The sequence below is a fragment of the Oceanospirillum maris DSM 6286 genome (assembly GCF_000422865.1).
In the GTDB taxonomy this organism is placed as follows: Bacteria; Pseudomonadota; Gammaproteobacteria; order Pseudomonadales; family Halomonadaceae; genus Oceanospirillum; species Oceanospirillum maris.
Genome location: NZ_AUGW01000018.1, coordinates 60,259 through 75,924 on the forward strand (window position 1 = coordinate 60,259; position 15,666 = coordinate 75,924).

Sequence of the window (15,666 nt, forward strand, 5' to 3'; positions counted from 1 at the left end):
AGTCTCATTATTTATGAAGCGCCTTTCGTTATCTGGAAGTGTTGTTTTTATTGCAGTATTGGTTATCGTCCTTGGAACCGCAGCGGGTGCTTGGATGTCGTTAGGGCTGATTAAAGATGCCCTAGAGCCTGCCCAAGAAGAAAAAGCCGCCATTGTTGCTGATTCGACAGATAGGCTAGTGACGCATCTGTTAAAGCAAGGTGTTCCGCTGGAGCGCTTTGGACGAATGGATCAACTGCTGGCAAGTCGTCTAACAGGCCACCCTGATTTGGATTTCTTGGCGATCTATTTGCCAGAATCTGACCGTCTTTTGTATCAAGCGACTGGGCTTGAGGATCTACCACAGAATCGGCCTGCATCACCCAGTGACCCCCTCGTTCAGTCTTTAGCTGATGCCCAGGGCCGCTTCGCACTTTACCGCTACCCTATTGTACAAGATGGACAAACTCTGGCAGAGGTTTGGGTTGGTTTTGACCCAGGCTTTATGGCGCGAGTGTTTGAGGAGATTGGCTACGATATTGCTACTATTTTGGTGGTAACGCTGCTGTTGGCAATGGAACTACTGATGTTTATCACGACCTATCATATTAAAACTCCGATGGCTGGTATTCACTTTATGCTGGATCGTATCGCGGAAAAAGATCTTCGAGAAGTGGTGCATTTTCCCGGTAAGGATGAGCTATCAAATCTTGGTAACAAAGTTGCCACGATCAGCTCGGATATGACGACTTGGTTAAGATCCACGGCGGAAGGGAAATCCTACCAGCTACCGAAGAAGCATCCGAAGAAAGTAGGCTTAGCGCGTTTGTCATTTGTTCGACCGCCTCTTTTTCTGGTGATTTTTTCAGAGTCGATGTCACTTGCTTTCTTTCCTGCTTACGTGAATGAACTCTACGAGCCGATACCTGGATTAGCGCCTAGTATGGTAATTGGTTTACCTATCTCGGTCTTTATGCTGGTTTGGGCGTTGTCATTGCCCGTTGCAGGGCAGTGGTCGGACAGCGTTGGCCGTAAAAAAGCCTTTATGGTAGGGGCATTGCTGACGGCGGTAGGGTTATTCCTGACAGCTTGGTGCGATAATCTTTGGCAATTACTCGCGGTTCGTTCAATAACGGCAGTGGGCTATGGTGTTGTCTTTATCACTGCTCAAGGCTACGTGACCGATAATACGACACCGGAAAATAGAACCCGTGGCATGGCGATGTTCCTCTCTGGTTTCTTTTCTGGCTCCCTGTGTGGGGCCGCTATTGGTGGTATTTTATCCGATCGTATCGGTTTTCCAGCGACCTTTATCCTGTCGGCGGCTTTATCTCTCGCATCGGCTATGTTTGTGATGCAATTTTTTGAGGCTAAAGTTAAAGATCCTTCGGCCCCAGCCCCTGCGATTCTGTCATTCAAAGACTTTACAACATTGCTAACCGATAAATATTTCTTATTGATTACCTTCCTTTCCGCTATTCCAGCCAAACTGCTACTGACGGGCTTCTTATACTATACCGGCCCCGTTTATCTGAATGAATTAGGGGCGAATCAGTCCTCCGTTGGGCGGGTTTTGATGGCCTATGGTTTAGCCATTGTGCTTATCTCGCCGTTGAGTGCTTGGCTTGGTGATCGGCTGAAAAATAAGAGTGCTTTTATTATTTTTGGTGGTGGGTTATCGGCACTTGCGTTATTCGCGGTTTATATGATTCCGGGGATTTATGGCATGTTTACAGGGGTTTTGTTGTTGGGGGTTGCCCATGCCATTGGCGTTTCACCGCAGTTATCTCTGTTAACGGAGAAGGTAAAATTGAGAAATGGATTAACGCTGGGTAAAACCATCGGTATTTTCCGGCTGACTGAACGTATTGGTAATATTGCAGGGCCTTTAGTGGCGGCTACGTTGATTAGTGTGCTGGGTTTCCAAAGCTCGTTCTTGTGGTTGTCGACGGGGGCTGCGATGAGTTTGATCTTGTTGGTTATCTTATATTTGATGTTCCGTTCTATGGATCAACGCAAGCTACAGGAGGCTTAGCCGGTGGCAAGATTGAATCAAGTTTTTAAACGTGTACTCATGGTTTTTTTGTCAGGTTGGTTGCTTTCGGGCGCAGCTTTGGCTTCTGGTACTCAAGTTGGCTCAAATAAAGAGACTCTGTCGTTCCTTGAGCATGGTGACGTAAAGCAAGTTTATATGGTTTTATGGCGTGGATTAACAGAAGCTGAGCGTGGGTTTATGGATGCACTGATGGCGCAGCCCAAGCCCGTCGAGTTTATTGTCCGAAATGCAGGAAAAAGCCATGAACAACTGGCGCTAATTCGTGACGATATTCGCCTGAGAAAGCCTGACCTTGTTTACAGCTTTGGTACCACGGTGACATCTGCTTTAGTCGGTACAGAGAGTAACTTTAACCCAGATCTACATGTTCAGAGTATTCCTGTCATTTTCAATATTGTCGCAGATCCTAAGGGGGCGGGTATCGTGAATGACTACGAACATCCTCAGCGCAATATAACAGGAACCTCTCATCTGGTGCCTATGGGCACTCAAGTTGCGGCCATGCAGGAATTGGAAGGTGTTAAGCGCATTGCGGTGATTTTTAACCCGAAAGAGAAAAATTCAATGCTACAGGTGCAAGCTCTTAAGGATGCCAGTACGGCGGCGGGGTTGGAGCTTGTTGCATTTGAATTACCCAACGCCAATGATGCTGAAGCGGGTGCTCACTTTGCAGCGTTTGCTCGATATATCAAAGAACAGAAAGCAGATATCGTGTATTTACCATCAGATTCCTTTCTTATCTCCCATGCAAAAGCACTGGTTAATACCAGTCACGGAACGGGTATACCGGTATTTTCCGCCACAGAAGGCCCTATACGAAAGTCAGGGGCTTATATGGGGTTAGTGAGCCGTTACTATAATGTGGGCCAATTTGCGGCGTATAAAGCGCAACAAGTACTTTTTGATGGCAAGGCGATCGCTCAAATTCCCGTTGAAACCTTAAAGCGCTTTAGTTTTATCGTGAATATGACCGCTGCTAAGATGTTGGATCGTTATCCCCCAGTAACCATTATGCAAACGGCTGAGGTGATTAAAGAATAGCCGAGGATTAAGTCGCTCGGCTGGATTAAATCGGTCGATTGAGTTAAATAGAGTGGTTCGGTTAAGGGACTGTTAGGTTAAAATGCCGGACTTCACTTTTATTTTATCGGTCTGGAGTATTATTTTGACTCAGTTTCGTCCGTGTATTGATCTACACCAAGGGCAGGTTAAGCAAATTGTCGGTGGTAGCCTTAATGATCAGGGCGCTGATACCAACTTTGTGAGCGAATACAGCAGCCGCTATTATGCGGAGCTTTATCGTCAGCATCAGTTGACGGGCGGGCATGTTATCGCCTTGGGTGCCGGTAACCAAGATGCGGCGTTAGAGGCGCTTTCCGCTTGGCCCTTAGGCTTGCAATTTGGTGGTGGCGTAAACGCTGATAATGCAGGGGCTTACCTTGAGGCCGGTGCATCCCATGTGATTGTCACCTCATACTTATTTGATAAAGGGCAGTTTAGTTGGGAGCGGTTAGAGGCGATTAAAGCTGTAACAGGTAAAGAGCGTCTTATTCTGGATCTTAGTTGCCGTCGTACGGAACAGGGATGGCATATTGCCACCGATCGCTGGCAAACAATCACCGAGCTTGCAGTAAATGCAGATACTTTGGCTCAATTAAGTAGCCATTGTGCTGAGTTTTTAATTCATGCCGCAGATGTTGAAGGACTGCAAGCGGGCATTGATGAAGAGCTGGTTAAGCTGTTAGGGCAGGCTTGTCCAATCCCTGTGACCTATGCCGGTGGTGCTCGATCTTTAGAGGACTTAAAGCGAGTTAGTGAACTATCTGCAGGCAAAGTGGATTTAACGATTGGTAGTGCGTTGGATATCTTTGGTGGCAATGGCGTAACACTGGATGAGTGTATTGCTTGGAATCGGCAGCAAGGCTAATTGACTTAATGTGCTATCGAAGCATTCTTATTAAAATGAAGTAACCCCCAATAGTTGGATACCTAACTTTTGGGGGGCATATTAAGGGGCGCTTCACTATTGAGAGCGGGCTTTCGTCGGAACAGTGAACCGATTAGCCGCGACGGTTTGGTAATACTGGACGAAGTTTGTCTGCCATTTTCAGCAGGGCTTCTTCTGTGGTATCCCAATCAATACACGCATCGGTAATAGAAACGCCGTACTCCAAGTCATCTTTATTGGCGGCAATTTTTTGATTGCCCCAGCCGATATTACTTTCGACCATAAGCCCAACAATAGACTTATTGCCGTCTAAAATTTGATTGCTCACATTATCCATTACTAGCGGTTGTAGTGCAGGGTCTTTATTGGAGTTTGCATGGCTACAGTCGATCATAATGTTCTGTGTTAGCTTCGCTTTTTCTAAGTCTTGCTCGCACAGGGCAACGCTAACTGAGTCATAGTTTGGTTTGCCGTTACCACCACGAAGGACAACATGGCCGTATTGGTTACCTTTGGTGCGGATAACGGCTACCTGACCTGCTTGGTTAATACCAAGGAAGCTATGGGCATGAGAAGCGGACTGTAATGCGTTAGTCGCGACTTCTAATCCGCCATCTGTGCCGTTCTTAAAGCCAATAGGCATAGATAAGCCACTGGTCATCTCACGGTGGGTTTGAGATTCTGTCGTCCGAGCACCAATAGCTGACCAAGCAATAGCATCTTGCAAATATTGAGGCGAAATAGGATCAAGAGCTTCTGTTGCCAAAGGTAACCCCATCTCTGCCAGATCAACCAGCAATTGACGGCCAATATGCAGGCCGTCTTCTAGTTTAAAGCTATCATCCAGGTAAGGGTCGTTAATTAAACCTTTCCAGCCAACGGTTGTGCGTGGTTTTTCAAAATAAACCCGCATAACGATATATAGGCTATCGCTAACTTTGTCAGATAGCGCTTTTAAACGCTTAGCATAATCTTTGGCCGCCTCAACATCATGAATTGAGCAAGGGCCTATCACAATAAAGAGGCGTTGATCTTTTCCATCCAAAATATTTTGGATGGTTTCGCGACCTTCTACAACAGAGGCACGGGCAAGATCAGTTAACGGAATCTCTTTTTTCAGTTCTTCCGGGGTGATCAGGATATCCTGAGACACCACATTGACATTGGTCAGACGAGTTTTAGACATCTGAAAAAGTATCCTGTGTTAGCGGTATGAATCGTTTAGGGTTTTATTCTTAAGTTATTGTTATTGATAGAATATTGTTTTTACTGCTCAAGAGATAGAGGTAAAGCCTATACTTTTGGCGACAGCGTGCAAATTAATCGTCGCTGACGGACTAACCACGGGCATTGACGTATCGGTTGGTCAGCTTCTTTTATCGGCTGCTATCTATAAGCAGTTCGTTGGTTTGGGTAGGCCTGCAATTTTACTGGCCATTTTAGCAGGACTTTCACCGAACAGTTGCATCAGATAGATGCTGCGAGCTTTTTCTTTCCCAAGCTGCAGGCCAATGTACTTGATTAAAGGACGCATGGCGGGGGATAGCTCAAACTCTTGATAAAACTGACGCAACAGTGTGATGATTTCCCAGTGTTCAGGGCTTAAGGTTAGACCTTCATTTTTCGCGATTAGCGCTGCAATCTCAGGTTGCCAATCGTTTAGGTTTTCTAGGTAGCCTTCATCATCGGTAGGGATTGATGCATTCTCTAATGGCAGCATAATACTTAACTCGCTCCGCTTAAAACCAGCTACAGTTCACTTAAAACCAGCTACAAACAGTGTCTGCAGTTTCAGTTAACTCAACAAAGCCTGTATAGCTTATCGCAGTCCACTCTGGGGCTAGTTGATCTATCGCTATACCTCGGGCATCAAGGTCTTCCTGTAGAACAAAATAATGCAAACCTTCTTTTAGTAAGGCTTTAAATGCGGTGGTGGAGCCGTAGACACCATCTTCAATCAATAAAATGTTGTCGCCGTTGGTGGCTGTAAACAGGCACTCTTTTAGCGTGCTCTGGGTGGAAGGCGACTTATTCACGGTATGTAATATCATATTAGAAATTAAAGACCTGTTGATGTGATTGTAAAAGTGCCTGTACTTGAGTTTGATCCAGAAGATCACAGCTAAAGCCCAGTTGATCCTGTGTTAGCCCTCGGTCTGCGAGGCACTGCTGGGAGACAAAAATCTGCTCTATATCGTACATCGGCAAGGCCTTCATCATCGCTTGAGTGCCTTTCTGTCCAACAGATTCAGGTTGTTGGTTGGTTAGTAACTGATAAACCCCATCGCCCATAAATAATAGGCTGACGTGTTGACCGAAAGCCGCGCCGACTAGTGCCAAGTCTAGTGCTTCCCGTGCCCAAGATGTGCCAATAGGGGCTTTACGGAACATAATTAATAGATCAGACATATTCTCAGACATATTAAAGCCCAAAAGTGATAAGTTTATGGGACGTTAAACCTGCGTCAATAAGTTGCCCAAGACCTGAAAGTGACACACCTTCAGCAATATTATGACTGGCTCTGCTATAGCGTTTAGCCTCTTTTTCATCGAGTAGTCCACGCCTTACTGCCGCCGCAATACAAACAACCAACTCAATATCGTTTTCTTTTGCCAGCGTATGCCATTGGGCGGGCACATTGGCTTCATCCTGCGGTGGGCTGACTAAGGCTGAACCATTGTAAATACCATCATGGTAAAAAAATACTCGGCTAATACAATGCCCGCGCGTTAGTGCCGCCTGAGCGAAATGTAAGGCGCTATGGGCTGCTTGGTTACTGTAAGGGCCACCGTAGATGGCGATGCTGTAATTCATGATAAATGGTTCATAGTAATGACGCGCCCTAACCTGTGGTATTTCTAAGGTCTGTATTTCTAAGGTCTGTATTTCTGGAGTCTGTATTTTTTGGAATTTACATTTTACAGCGTATGAGCCAGAAACGAAAACGCCCTGCAGGGCAGGGCGATTCTTAATGCAAAGAATAGTTCATCGGAGCAGAACTATTCTCCTTAGCTATTTTTAGTCTTTGTAGCGATTAGTCATCACCACTTATTGCGCCGATTAGGTGAAGCAAGCTCATAAAGAGATTATAAATAGACACATATAAACCAATCGTAGCAATGATGTAGTTACGCTCACCGCCGTTTACGAGCTGGCTTGTCTCAAACAAAATGGCTGCAGAGGCAAATAGAGCAAAACCGGCAGAGATCATCAGGCTTAAGCCTGGGATATCAAAGAAAATCCCCGCAATCATCGCGCCGACTAAAATCAAGAAGCCTGCGAAGAGAAAGCCACTTAAAAAGCTGAAGTCTTTTTTGGTTGTTAACGCATAGCCTGATAGGGCTAGGAAAATAACGGCTGTACTAGCCAGTGCCGAGGTAACAACTTGACCACCATTAGGCAACGACAAATACATAGACACTACAGGGCCGATCGTTAGGCCCATAAAACCAGTAAAAGCGAAAACACTCACCAAACCCCAAACGCTATTTTTGGTTTTATGAGTTAGATACATTAAACCGTAAGCCCCAATTAAGAACATAAAAATGTTCATACGGCCAAAGCCCATGGAGGCGGAAATAAAGGCTGTTAACGCGCTAAATACCAGCGTCATACCTAATAATGTAAAGGTGTTACGGATAACCTTATTGACCGACTCGGATGATGCCGAGTTGCTATAGGTTTTATATTCTTGAATAGCCATCGACTAGCTCCTACCCCTAAATTACTGATTGATCATGCACTCATTGATCTTACTAAGACCCATTGTCGTGGATTATGTTCCAAAGTTAAAGAGATAGATAAACGGATAAAAATGAGAAATTATTATTGACGAGAAAAAATATAATGCGTATTATACGCACCAGCTGGAGGGATGGCTGAGCGGCTGAAAGCACCGGTCTTGAAAACCGGCAAGGGTTAATAGCCCTTCTAGGGTTCAAATCCCTATCCCTCCGCCATTTTTTGAAAAGGCGCAGTTTTTTATAAACTGCGCCTTTTTTCGTTTTACTCCCTTGCTTGTTAGTCTGCGCCGTATTTTCTGTTTTGGTTCCTGTTTCTATCTTGTGTGCTTGTGTTGCTGCGGGACTCAGGTTGTTGAATTTTATAAACTTTTTTTGTGCAGAGTGTTGACCTATAAATCTGCCCTGATATAATACGTTTCAACTGGAGGGATGGCTGAGCGGCTGAAAGCACCGGTCTTGAAAACCGGCAAGGGTTAATAGCCCTTCTAGGGTTCAAATCCCTATCCCTCCGCCATTATTTAAAAACCTGCTCATTTATGAGCAGGTTTTTTTTCGTCTGCGATTTCTTAGGCATTCACTAACCCTCAGACCGCTGCCATACAAGATTGAAAATATTAGTCTGTATTTGCCTTCTAATGCGGCTAGTATTTTTCCTACTTCGTACTTATTTAGTGCATAGGGCAGATTTCTCGGCTTGCTAGCATATTGAAAACCCAAGTCCAATGGCCGATTCAGAGCCTGGTTATACAGAAATGCCAATGCATTCAACGCTGTCTTTTGGGTATTAATGGCAACATTGCCCTGAACCGCTAATGATGTCAGAAAGCTTTTGACCTCTTCTGCCCCCATCGATTCTGGATGACGTTTTTGATGAAAAAATATAAAGCGTTTAACCCAGTGAATGTACGTTTTCTCTGTTCGTATGCTGTAGCCACGCAAACGAATCTCTGATCTGATGCTTTCCAAAAATGGACTTTTAGCCATAAACCGCCCTCCATGTGATATTTGCTCTTACATGGTTAAATATGGCTGTGTTGTATTTGAGTTTTGGCAAACTACACTGAAACCTGTAGCCCAAACGCACCGGAGCCTTCATGAACACTCAACATCTACGGGGCATTCCCCTGCATCTCGAAGACCTCACATACCCAGAACTGAAGAAGCTCAAGCATGAGGTTGATGGCTTGATATCCAAGAATCAGGTCGGCGAAGTCATCGCTAAGCGAGAAGACCGCTTGACTGACTGCCCTAACTGCAGCAGTAGCCAGTTTACCCGCTGGGGTTTTACAAAACAGGGGGTTCAGCGGTTCAAATGCAAAGCCTGCTTACAGACCTTTAACGCCTTGAAAGGGACGCCTCTGTATCGAATGCGCATGAGTCAGAAGTGGGTTCAATATAATGAATTGATGTGGCATGGTGCAACATTACGGGATTGCGCGAAAGATTTAGATATCAGTCTTCGTACAGCTTTTCGCTGGCGGCATACCTTCCTAAAAGCACCTTCATACACGGGCATCCAGCCCCTATCGGGCGTTATTGAGGCCGATGAAACCTTTATAAATGAATCGTTTAAAGGTAAACGGATACTTCATCGAGACGCTCGGAAGCGGGGTGGTGGCAAATCCCCAAAAACACCCATTCTTATCGCCTTGAACCGTGAAGGTTCAGTGATCCATGAAGTTGTTGATCGTAATACCAAGGAAAGCATCTGCCAATTTCTTCAGCCCAGAATTGCTGATGGCTCCGTGCTTTGCACCGATGGCAATAAGTCTTACATTGAGGTTGCTAATGGCTGCAAGATCGATCACAAGCGCATTATCGGGTTGGATAAGATCCGAGTTGTTGAAAATATCTACCATATCCAAGCACTCAATAACTATATAATGAACTGGAAGGAGTGGATGGTGCGATTCAGAGGTGTAGGGCGAGGATATCTAACCCACTATCTCAGCTGGTTTCGGCATATGAAGCAGCACAAAAAGTCAGATCAGGGATTGCTGTTTGCTGCTATGACCAACACCTAACTACAACACAGCCTTAAATATACAGTATATTTTTGGTTTTGCAGAAAAACATGCTCGGTTTGTCCGACTTAATGCTCGGTTTACTGGTGCTACGAAATTGGATAAGCTGTAAATTCAATGAATTATAGGAACGGGCGCAGGAATAACAGGCGCACGGTTATTGACGTATATGCGCATGCGCGTTTAGCAGGGAAGCAGTCAGATCAGAAAACGGAGTTTTCCTTTCTAATCAGAGTCTTTCCTCAATTTTTGGCGGTATATTGAAATCGGCAAAACGCGCATGCCTATGATTAAAATGTTAGGGCTCCAGTCGGGCATTGGATTTTCGAGGAATAACTTATGAGCATCCCACAGGGATTAAAAGGAAGATATGCGTATCACTTTACTTTGATCGATAACCTAGAATCGATCATTGATTGTGGTTTGTTGTGTACAAACTTAAAGAGTGCTCGGGGTATATCTCACGAGAATATTGCTGAGCAGGGGATTCAAGGGAGAAGGAGCACTATGCCTGTGCCGTGCTCCGGGGGAAATTTTGTTCACGACTACGTCCCTTTTTATTTTTCGAAAAAAACTTCCATGCAACTCGGCGTAATTAATAAGAAAAATGTAGACCAGCCCCTACTTATATACTTTGCAATTCCGATAGAGATTCTTGAACAAAAAGCAGGGGTTGTATTTTCCGACGCTTCAGCAAACACAGATGCTCCGCCAAATTTCTACAATGCATCCTCAGCAAACATGTTAAATTCTTTAAACTGGGATGCGATTGATGACAGAAAGTGGGGATGCCCAACGGATGAGTACCGCCATCAGAAAATGGCAGAGTTACTTGTTCCAGGCGGAATTCAGATTGCCGAAGTGTCTTACATAGTTGTCTGGAATCAATGGATAAAGGAAGAGGTGGAAAAGATATTCCAAGCTAAAGGCATACAGCCACCTAGAATCGAGTATGATGGAGATCATTACTATACTAATTTTTACGATGGCGGAAAAAAGTCAATTGTAACAGGCCCCAGATTTTTAAAGGATAAAGTTGATGAGACAATTTCAGACATATGCAAAAGTACCTCTGGCCCCAAAAAATATGGAAGTATTCGTGCCTCACTAGAGGCTATAGCATGTGATTTTTCATCAATAAAAGAACTTGATGACATCGATGGATTAGCGGCCAGCTATGGACCGCATAGTGATGATGTTGGTACGCACAGTAGAAAAGTGGCAGCCGGACTCGCCCAGTTGTCTGAGTATAGAGAGCTATCTGATGAGGACAAAGATATTGTTCTTTTAGCTGCTTATTTTCACGACATAGGAAAAGGACCGAAATCGCGCTGGGGGCAAGCTGGAATGACTCAGGCTGACAATGATCATGCAGTGAAGTCTTTGCCGATGCTAAAACGAATCCTTACCGAAGATATCGGAGGCCTCAGTGAAGGGGACATCAGGAAAATAGTAACTTTAGTAACATATGACGACCTGGTTGGAGATATAGTTGCCAAGGGGCGTGATGAGAAACAATTAGCAGATGTGATTGAAAATGAAAACGATCTAAATATGCTTGTTGCTCTTGCTAAAGCAGATATGAACTCCATCAATATTACTTGGGTTATGATTCACAGCCAATCGATTGAAGCTTTAAAAAGTAGAACCCTTCAAGTTCTAGAGTGTAATAGCCCATGCTAGAGTTTGTTAAAGGCGACTTCTTCGATTTTGATGCTGACATTCGAATCAACACGGTTAACTGCGTGGGTGTCATGGGCGCGGGTGTGGCACTAGCTTTCAAGAACAAATACCCTGAAATGTTCAAGGAGTATGTGCGGCAGTGTAAGGAAAAAGAAATAGCCCCTGGGAAGCCTACTGTTTGGAAACAAGGAGATATGTTTTCGAAAGGGGTTGAAATCATAAACTTTCCTACAAAAAATCATTGGAGAAACCCGTCTGAGTATAAGTATATTGAAGATGGTCTTATCTGGCTTTCAAATTACTTAAAGAATAAAGAGGGTTTGACGATAACATTGCCTGCTCTTGGCTGCGGACATGGAGGTCTGGATTGGGAAAAAGTTAAGCCGCTAATCCTAGGATATCTAGAAGAAACCTCGAATCGCATTCTTGTTTTTGAGCCAGAAGCTTCCAAGAAAGCCGGTAAAAAAGTATCAATTACACCGGAAAAGATATCTGAGCTTGAGAATCTAGGCGTTCATGCTGTAAAAAAAAATGAAAAGCTTTATCCAGTAGGATTGATGCGCTATACAGAAAAGGATCTCTGGGTTCTTGGGAATTCAACTACAGAATTTGATATTGCTATAATTTCTAGCACAAAGCCTAGCGAGGAAGAAAAGTCTATCGTTGAAGATTTCATAAGTTATTGCAAGGCTAATAATTACAGCATTTTGTTTGGTGGATCTGCATTTGATAAACGTATGGCCTCACTTGCCATGAGAAAAGGAATTAAAACAGGAGTCTTCTTGCCGTGCGGGATTTCTAATTCTGCTGAGAGGATGCGTGAAAAAGGGGGGAATGGTCGCATATCCGTTCTTTCCATAGGCGACCCTTTTACAGCATTCGATAAAAAAGAATATATGCCGTCAGTCATAAGCCGTATGTGTATCTGTAAGTCGGTTTTTTTTACAACTAATAGGCTTAAATGGATTGAAAAACAAAGAAATATTATTTTAAAAAACAAAATACATTCATATTTCGTCAAGTATGAAGCACTCCATAATGATGATTATTTTGCGGCTATTGGTATAAATGCAGAACCAGTGAAGCTGATTGGTGATGATTTCTCAACAGAGATCAAGCCCTAACAATGCGTTGCACCGGACAAGCCGGTGAACGCGGCGTTCAGGCTGTAGAAAAACCTAACAGGCTCTGGTTATTGAGAATTTATCGCGCGCCTACGTTGATTTAAGAGTATTTGGCGATGAAAACTGCCCCAGAATTCACGTAGAAGCGTCATTTTTAGTACAAAAAATGATCAATTTTTGAGGCTGAGGTTTTTCTACAGCCTCGTTATGCCCTGCCCAGAATCGAAGATAGGATGCAATGGATAGAGTCCCTGTAAACGACACAATCATTTATTCTTTGGCGCGCCTCGTTGATGATGCACAAAAAGATAGACGAGACCCTAGTCATTCGGATATTGAATTCCAACTCAATAGAGCTGGGTTGACTCATGCTGACCCAAACAAAGACGGCGCTCCCGTTGGCAAAGCCAAGCGGCTTCGTACAGTGCTAAATTGGGCCATAGACAATGATATAGCTAAAGCAGAGAAATTAGCTTCTGGAATAATTTCTTCGGTTAAAGGCTGCGGTGGCTTTCGAGACTCTTCGCCTAACTTTGTTGGGGCTGACGCTATTGCCGATTTAGGTGCAGCTTTACGCTCAGAAGGGATTGTCTTGGGTGAAGACGGGTCAATGTCACCAGTGGCACTCGATAGCCTCACGGGGCGCAACCTTACTCATGCACTACGTGGTTATGTAAACCGAGCAAAAAAAGGTATCGAGGACGCAGCACTATTGGTAGGAACAAGCAAAGACTTGATGGAGGCCGTGTCGGCCCACGTAATACAAGAGTTGTGGGGCAGCTATCCTTCTACTGCCAATTTTCCAAGCCTCCTTGGACAGGCATTCGTTGCGCTTGAAATGGCTACGCCAGAACAGACGCCAGTACAAGGCGAGCATCAGCGTTGTAGGTTGGAGCGTTCACTCTATGAAACAGCTTGCTCAATTAACAATCTTAGAAACAAGCAAGGAACTGGACATGGTCGCCCGTGGGTGCCCGACTTGCGGGCCGCTGAAGCAAAAGCCTCGGTTGAATTTATAGGTGCAATTGCTGAGCTTATGTTGGATAACTTGGAAAGGAAAAAGTCATAAATGGGTCAGTATGCCTCAGTCGGATTGACAGTCCTTGAACAAAAATACAGAATAAGCGCGGACCTATCGTCTAATTTGGTAAGGCACCGTTCTCTGAACGGGTTCCCGGTTCGATTCCGGGTAGGTAAAGGGCATTTTCATAAGTGTTTTTTACCTACCTTGGAGTGAACAAATGTTAGAAGCAGATAGGGACGATGTGTTTGCAGCCCAAACGGAAAATGTCCGGGCATTAGAGCAAGCATGGAAACATATCAATAAATCTATCAATGCTGCTTATTCCTGCAGCGATTCCTCTTCCGCCGAAATTCATACCAAACTCCTCGCTCAAGTCTACTGTGCGTTTGCGGAAGCTGTATTTTCTAAAGTAATCCACACTCCTAATGGTTTGGCGCTAGATGAAATATCACAAGTAAAATCGAAAGGTAAGAAGAATATTGTTGAAGGGTGGAAGAAGTGTGTGGACCTTTCCTTACGCAAAGTCCAGGGTAAAAACAGTGGCCATGTGGCGAATACCCAGCAGAAAATATATTCACTTATTGATACATACGTTTTTGATCCAAGTCTTTTAAGAAACAAAATCGCTCACGGCCAATGGAGCGTGGCGTTAAATTCGAATAATCCAAAAGTAAATTCTGATCTAACAAACAGGATTAAAGCTATTACTGTTGTCGACCTTTATAGATACAAAGAAGCATTTCAAAGCTTATTTCGGATAGTGGAAGATATTATTGAGTCACCAAACAAGGCTCATCATCGAGATTATTGGATTCATATCACCGCATTTGAGAAATCGCAACAAGAGATGGCCTCTTGGACTATTCAGGAAAAGATAAAGGCACTCAAAATCAAGAGAGCCCGCGCTAAAGCATATAAAGGCATAACAAGCGCGTGAACACCGACGCATTTTTCGTTCGCGTTGCTCTCTACAAATGCGCGGGTTACGCGTGGCGTTCAGGCTGTAGAAAAACCTAACAGGCTCTGGTTATTGAGAATTTATCGCGCGCCTACGTTGATTTAAGAGTATTTGGCGATGAAAACTGCCCCAGAATTCACGTAGAAGCGTCATTTTTAGTACAAAAAATGATCAATTTTTGAGGCTGAGGTTTTTCTACAGCCTCGTTATGCTTTTTGAAATATAAAAAAGGTATGTGAGTTTGGAAATTAAAGAATTAGAAGTTCGAGATTGGATATTACTAGGCTCAGCTTTGATAGTTGTGATCGGGTGGTTTGTAGATGGTTTATTAAATCGCAGGCATGAGATTGCTAAGTTAAGAGCTGAACATCGTATTGATACGTTGAAGAACTTCATCTCTTTTTTTGTCGAGGCAAATGAGAAAAAATCACTAGATAAATTTAACGATATTCAAGTTCAGTTCTATCTTTACGGTTATAAGGATGAAGTTGCCTTGATCAAACATGTAACCGATATAGTAACCACTGACCCAAATAACCCAGAGTGGCTGAGTACATTAAAACAGTTAAACATTCTAGTGAGAAATAGGCTTAGGAAAGAGCTTCGTTTACCTAAGGTGAAAAGCTAGAAGCCAAAGCATAACAAGCAATTCAACAGAACAAAATACGGTTGGCTAAAATTTGAGGAACGAAAATAGCCTACCGTATTTTGCCACGTTAATGTGGGCGTTCAGGCTGTAGAAAAACCTCCCGAACTATGATCTGATCGGGTTTTGAAACGCAGGAGGCGGTGATGGCTCGATTTAAGCACTACGACTACAACCTAACGTCGATGGTGGTGATCAATTACCTGGATCAGTTACAGCCCGGTCATTTGAGCATGCTCTGCACTACCTCGTTTCTGAAAAGCTGGATCTGTCCGCGTTTCACCAGCCCTACAAAAACGATACTGAAGGCCGTCCGGCTTATGATCCGGCGATTCTGCTAAAAATCATCCTGTTTGCTTATTCTAAAGGCATCACCTCCAGCCGTGAGATTCAGTGGTGCTGCGAAACCAACATTATCTTTAAAGCCCTGTCCTGCGATACCGTCCCGCACTTTACCACCCTTGCTCATTTTGTTAGCAG

General features: G+C 44.1%; 16 protein-coding genes, 2 tRNA genes and 1 pseudogene. 12 read left to right on the top strand and 7 right to left on the bottom strand.

Annotation, left to right across the window (positions count from 1 at the left end; genetic code table 11):
• Positions 1–13 precede the first annotated feature (13 nt).
• The 3 genes from G517_RS18400 (at position 14) to hisA (ending at position 3,962) form a co-directional block, all read left to right on the top strand.
• Entirely contained in the window at positions 14–2,014 is a 2,001-nt protein-coding gene (locus G517_RS18400) for an MFS transporter (protein ID WP_051206238.1), read from the top strand.
• A 3-nt stretch (positions 2,015–2,017) separates the two neighbouring features.
• Positions 2,018–3,076: an ABC transporter substrate-binding protein gene (locus G517_RS18405; RefSeq protein WP_051206239.1), complete on the top strand. Its 1,059-nt coding sequence runs from the start codon at positions 2,018–2,020 to the stop codon at positions 3,074–3,076.
• Between the two features lie 124 nt (positions 3,077–3,200).
• Positions 3,201–3,962 carry a phosphoribosylformimino-5-aminoimidazole carboxamide ribotide isomerase gene (hisA, locus tag G517_RS0108540; RefSeq protein ID WP_028304063.1) on the top strand — a complete coding sequence of 254 codons (762 nt, stop codon included), beginning with the start codon at positions 3,201–3,203 and terminating at the stop codon, positions 3,960–3,962.
• A gap of 133 nt (positions 3,963–4,095) precedes the next feature.
• On the opposite strand, the gene G517_RS0108545 is transcribed toward hisA, so the two are convergent.
• The 6 genes from G517_RS0108545 to G517_RS0108570 form a co-directional block, all read right to left on the bottom strand.
• Complete coding sequence (locus G517_RS0108545; protein WP_028304064.1) at positions 4,096–5,169, bottom strand: 3-deoxy-7-phosphoheptulonate synthase; 1,074 nt, start codon at positions 5,167–5,169, stop codon at positions 4,096–4,098.
• A gap of 204 nt (positions 5,170–5,373) precedes the next feature.
• Positions 5,374–5,703 carry a TusE/DsrC/DsvC family sulfur relay protein gene (locus tag G517_RS0108550; RefSeq protein WP_028304065.1) on the bottom strand — a complete coding sequence of 110 codons (330 nt, stop codon included), beginning with the start codon at positions 5,701–5,703 and terminating at the stop codon, positions 5,374–5,376.
• A gap of 40 nt (positions 5,704–5,743) precedes the next feature.
• Positions 5,744–6,034 carry a sulfurtransferase complex subunit TusB gene (tusB, locus tag G517_RS0108555; protein ID WP_051206240.1) on the bottom strand — a complete coding sequence of 97 codons (291 nt, stop codon included), beginning with the start codon at positions 6,032–6,034 and terminating at the stop codon, positions 5,744–5,746.
• Position 6,035: 1 nt separating this feature from the next.
• The gene (gene tusC, locus G517_RS0108560; RefSeq protein ID WP_028304067.1) at positions 6,036–6,404 is read right to left on the bottom strand and encodes a sulfurtransferase complex subunit TusC; all 369 of its coding nucleotides are present in this window, start codon (positions 6,402–6,404) and stop codon (positions 6,036–6,038) included.
• 1 nt (position 6,405) lies between these two features.
• The gene (gene tusD / locus G517_RS0108565; RefSeq protein ID WP_028304068.1) at positions 6,406–6,798 is read right to left on the bottom strand and encodes a sulfurtransferase complex subunit TusD; all 393 of its coding nucleotides are present in this window, start codon (positions 6,796–6,798) and stop codon (positions 6,406–6,408) included.
• A 220-nt stretch (positions 6,799–7,018) separates the two neighbouring features.
• Positions 7,019–7,687 (bottom strand): Bax inhibitor-1/YccA family protein, encoded by a 669-nt coding sequence (locus G517_RS0108570; RefSeq protein ID WP_028304069.1) that lies wholly within the window; start codon positions 7,685–7,687, stop codon positions 7,019–7,021.
• Positions 7,688–7,852: 165 nt separating this feature from the next.
• On the opposite strand from G517_RS0108570, the gene G517_RS0108575 reads away from it, so the two are divergent.
• Both G517_RS0108575 and G517_RS0108580 read left to right on the top strand, forming a co-directional pair.
• Positions 7,853–7,943 (top strand) — tRNA-Ser (locus G517_RS0108575).
• 207 nt (positions 7,944–8,150) lie between these two features.
• Positions 8,151–8,241: transfer RNA gene (locus G517_RS0108580), tRNA-Ser, on the top strand.
• 20 nt (positions 8,242–8,261) lie between these two features.
• Here the strand turns inward: G517_RS0108580 and G517_RS18410 are convergent.
• The gene (locus G517_RS18410; RefSeq protein ID WP_036590929.1) at positions 8,262–8,711 is read right to left on the bottom strand and encodes a phage integrase N-terminal SAM-like domain-containing protein; all 450 of its coding nucleotides are present in this window, start codon (positions 8,709–8,711) and stop codon (positions 8,262–8,264) included.
• Positions 8,712–8,821: 110 nt separating this feature from the next.
• Here G517_RS18410 and G517_RS18415 point away from each other — a divergent pair, with 110 nt between their 5' ends.
• The 7 genes and pseudogenes from G517_RS18415 to G517_RS21370 form a co-directional block, all read left to right on the top strand.
• Positions 8,822–9,751, top strand: coding sequence for an IS1595 family transposase (locus G517_RS18415; protein WP_051206241.1), 930 nt, complete (start codon positions 8,822–8,824; stop codon positions 9,749–9,751).
• Positions 9,752–10,090: 339 nt separating this feature from the next.
• On the top strand, positions 10,091–11,434 hold the full coding sequence (locus tag G517_RS0108595) for a DarT ssDNA thymidine ADP-ribosyltransferase family protein (RefSeq protein ID WP_028304070.1): 1,344 nt from the start codon (positions 10,091–10,093) through the stop codon (positions 11,432–11,434).
• Positions 11,428–12,558, top strand: a complete 1,131-nt coding sequence (locus tag G517_RS0108600; RefSeq protein WP_028304071.1) for a macro domain-containing protein — start codon at positions 11,428–11,430, stop codon at positions 12,556–12,558. The genes G517_RS0108595 and G517_RS0108600 overlap by 7 nt, the downstream gene beginning before the upstream one ends.
• 238 nt (positions 12,559–12,796) lie before the next feature.
• Complete coding sequence (locus G517_RS0108605) at positions 12,797–13,627, top strand: abortive infection family protein (RefSeq protein WP_028304072.1); 831 nt, start codon at positions 12,797–12,799, stop codon at positions 13,625–13,627.
• A gap of 172 nt (positions 13,628–13,799) precedes the next feature.
• Entirely contained in the window at positions 13,800–14,519 is a 720-nt protein-coding gene (locus G517_RS20480; protein WP_028304073.1) for a hypothetical protein, read from the top strand.
• 262 nt (positions 14,520–14,781) lie between these two features.
• The gene (locus tag G517_RS0108620) at positions 14,782–15,168 is read left to right on the top strand and encodes a hypothetical protein (protein ID WP_028304074.1); all 387 of its coding nucleotides are present in this window, start codon (positions 14,782–14,784) and stop codon (positions 15,166–15,168) included.
• 164 nt (positions 15,169–15,332) lie between these two features.
• A pseudogene (locus G517_RS21370) lies at positions 15,333–15,666 on the top strand (transposase); the annotation flags it as partial.

Coding starts and splice junctions, on each gene's coding strand:
- G517_RS18400 (WP_051206238.1), top strand. CDS start 14: ATGAAGCGCCTTTCGTTATCTGGAAGTGTTGTTTTTATTGCAGTATTG.
- G517_RS0108545 (WP_028304064.1), bottom strand. CDS start 5,169: ATGTCTAAAACTCGTCTGACCAATGTCAATGTGGTGTCTCAGGATATC.
- G517_RS0108550 (WP_028304065.1), bottom strand. CDS start 5,703: ATGCTGCCATTAGAGAATGCATCAATCCCTACCGATGATGAAGGCTAC.
- tusB (WP_051206240.1), bottom strand. CDS start 6,034: ATGATATTACATACCGTGAATAAGTCGCCTTCCACCCAGAGCACGCTA.
- tusC (WP_028304067.1), bottom strand. CDS start 6,404: ATGTCTGAGAATATGTCTGATCTATTAATTATGTTCCGTAAAGCCCCT.
- tusD (WP_028304068.1), bottom strand. CDS start 6,798: ATGAATTACAGCATCGCCATCTACGGTGGCCCTTACAGTAACCAAGCA.
- G517_RS0108570 (WP_028304069.1), bottom strand. CDS start 7,687: ATGGCTATTCAAGAATATAAAACCTATAGCAACTCGGCATCATCCGAG.
- G517_RS18410 (WP_036590929.1), bottom strand. CDS start 8,711: ATGGCTAAAAGTCCATTTTTGGAAAGCATCAGATCAGAGATTCGTTTG.
- G517_RS18415 (WP_051206241.1), top strand. CDS start 8,822: ATGAACACTCAACATCTACGGGGCATTCCCCTGCATCTCGAAGACCTC.
- G517_RS0108595 (WP_028304070.1), top strand. CDS start 10,091: ATGAGCATCCCACAGGGATTAAAAGGAAGATATGCGTATCACTTTACT.
- G517_RS0108600 (WP_028304071.1), top strand. CDS start 11,428: ATGCTAGAGTTTGTTAAAGGCGACTTCTTCGATTTTGATGCTGACATT.
- G517_RS0108605 (WP_028304072.1), top strand. CDS start 12,797: ATGGATAGAGTCCCTGTAAACGACACAATCATTTATTCTTTGGCGCGC.
- G517_RS20480 (WP_028304073.1), top strand. CDS start 13,800: ATGTTAGAAGCAGATAGGGACGATGTGTTTGCAGCCCAAACGGAAAAT.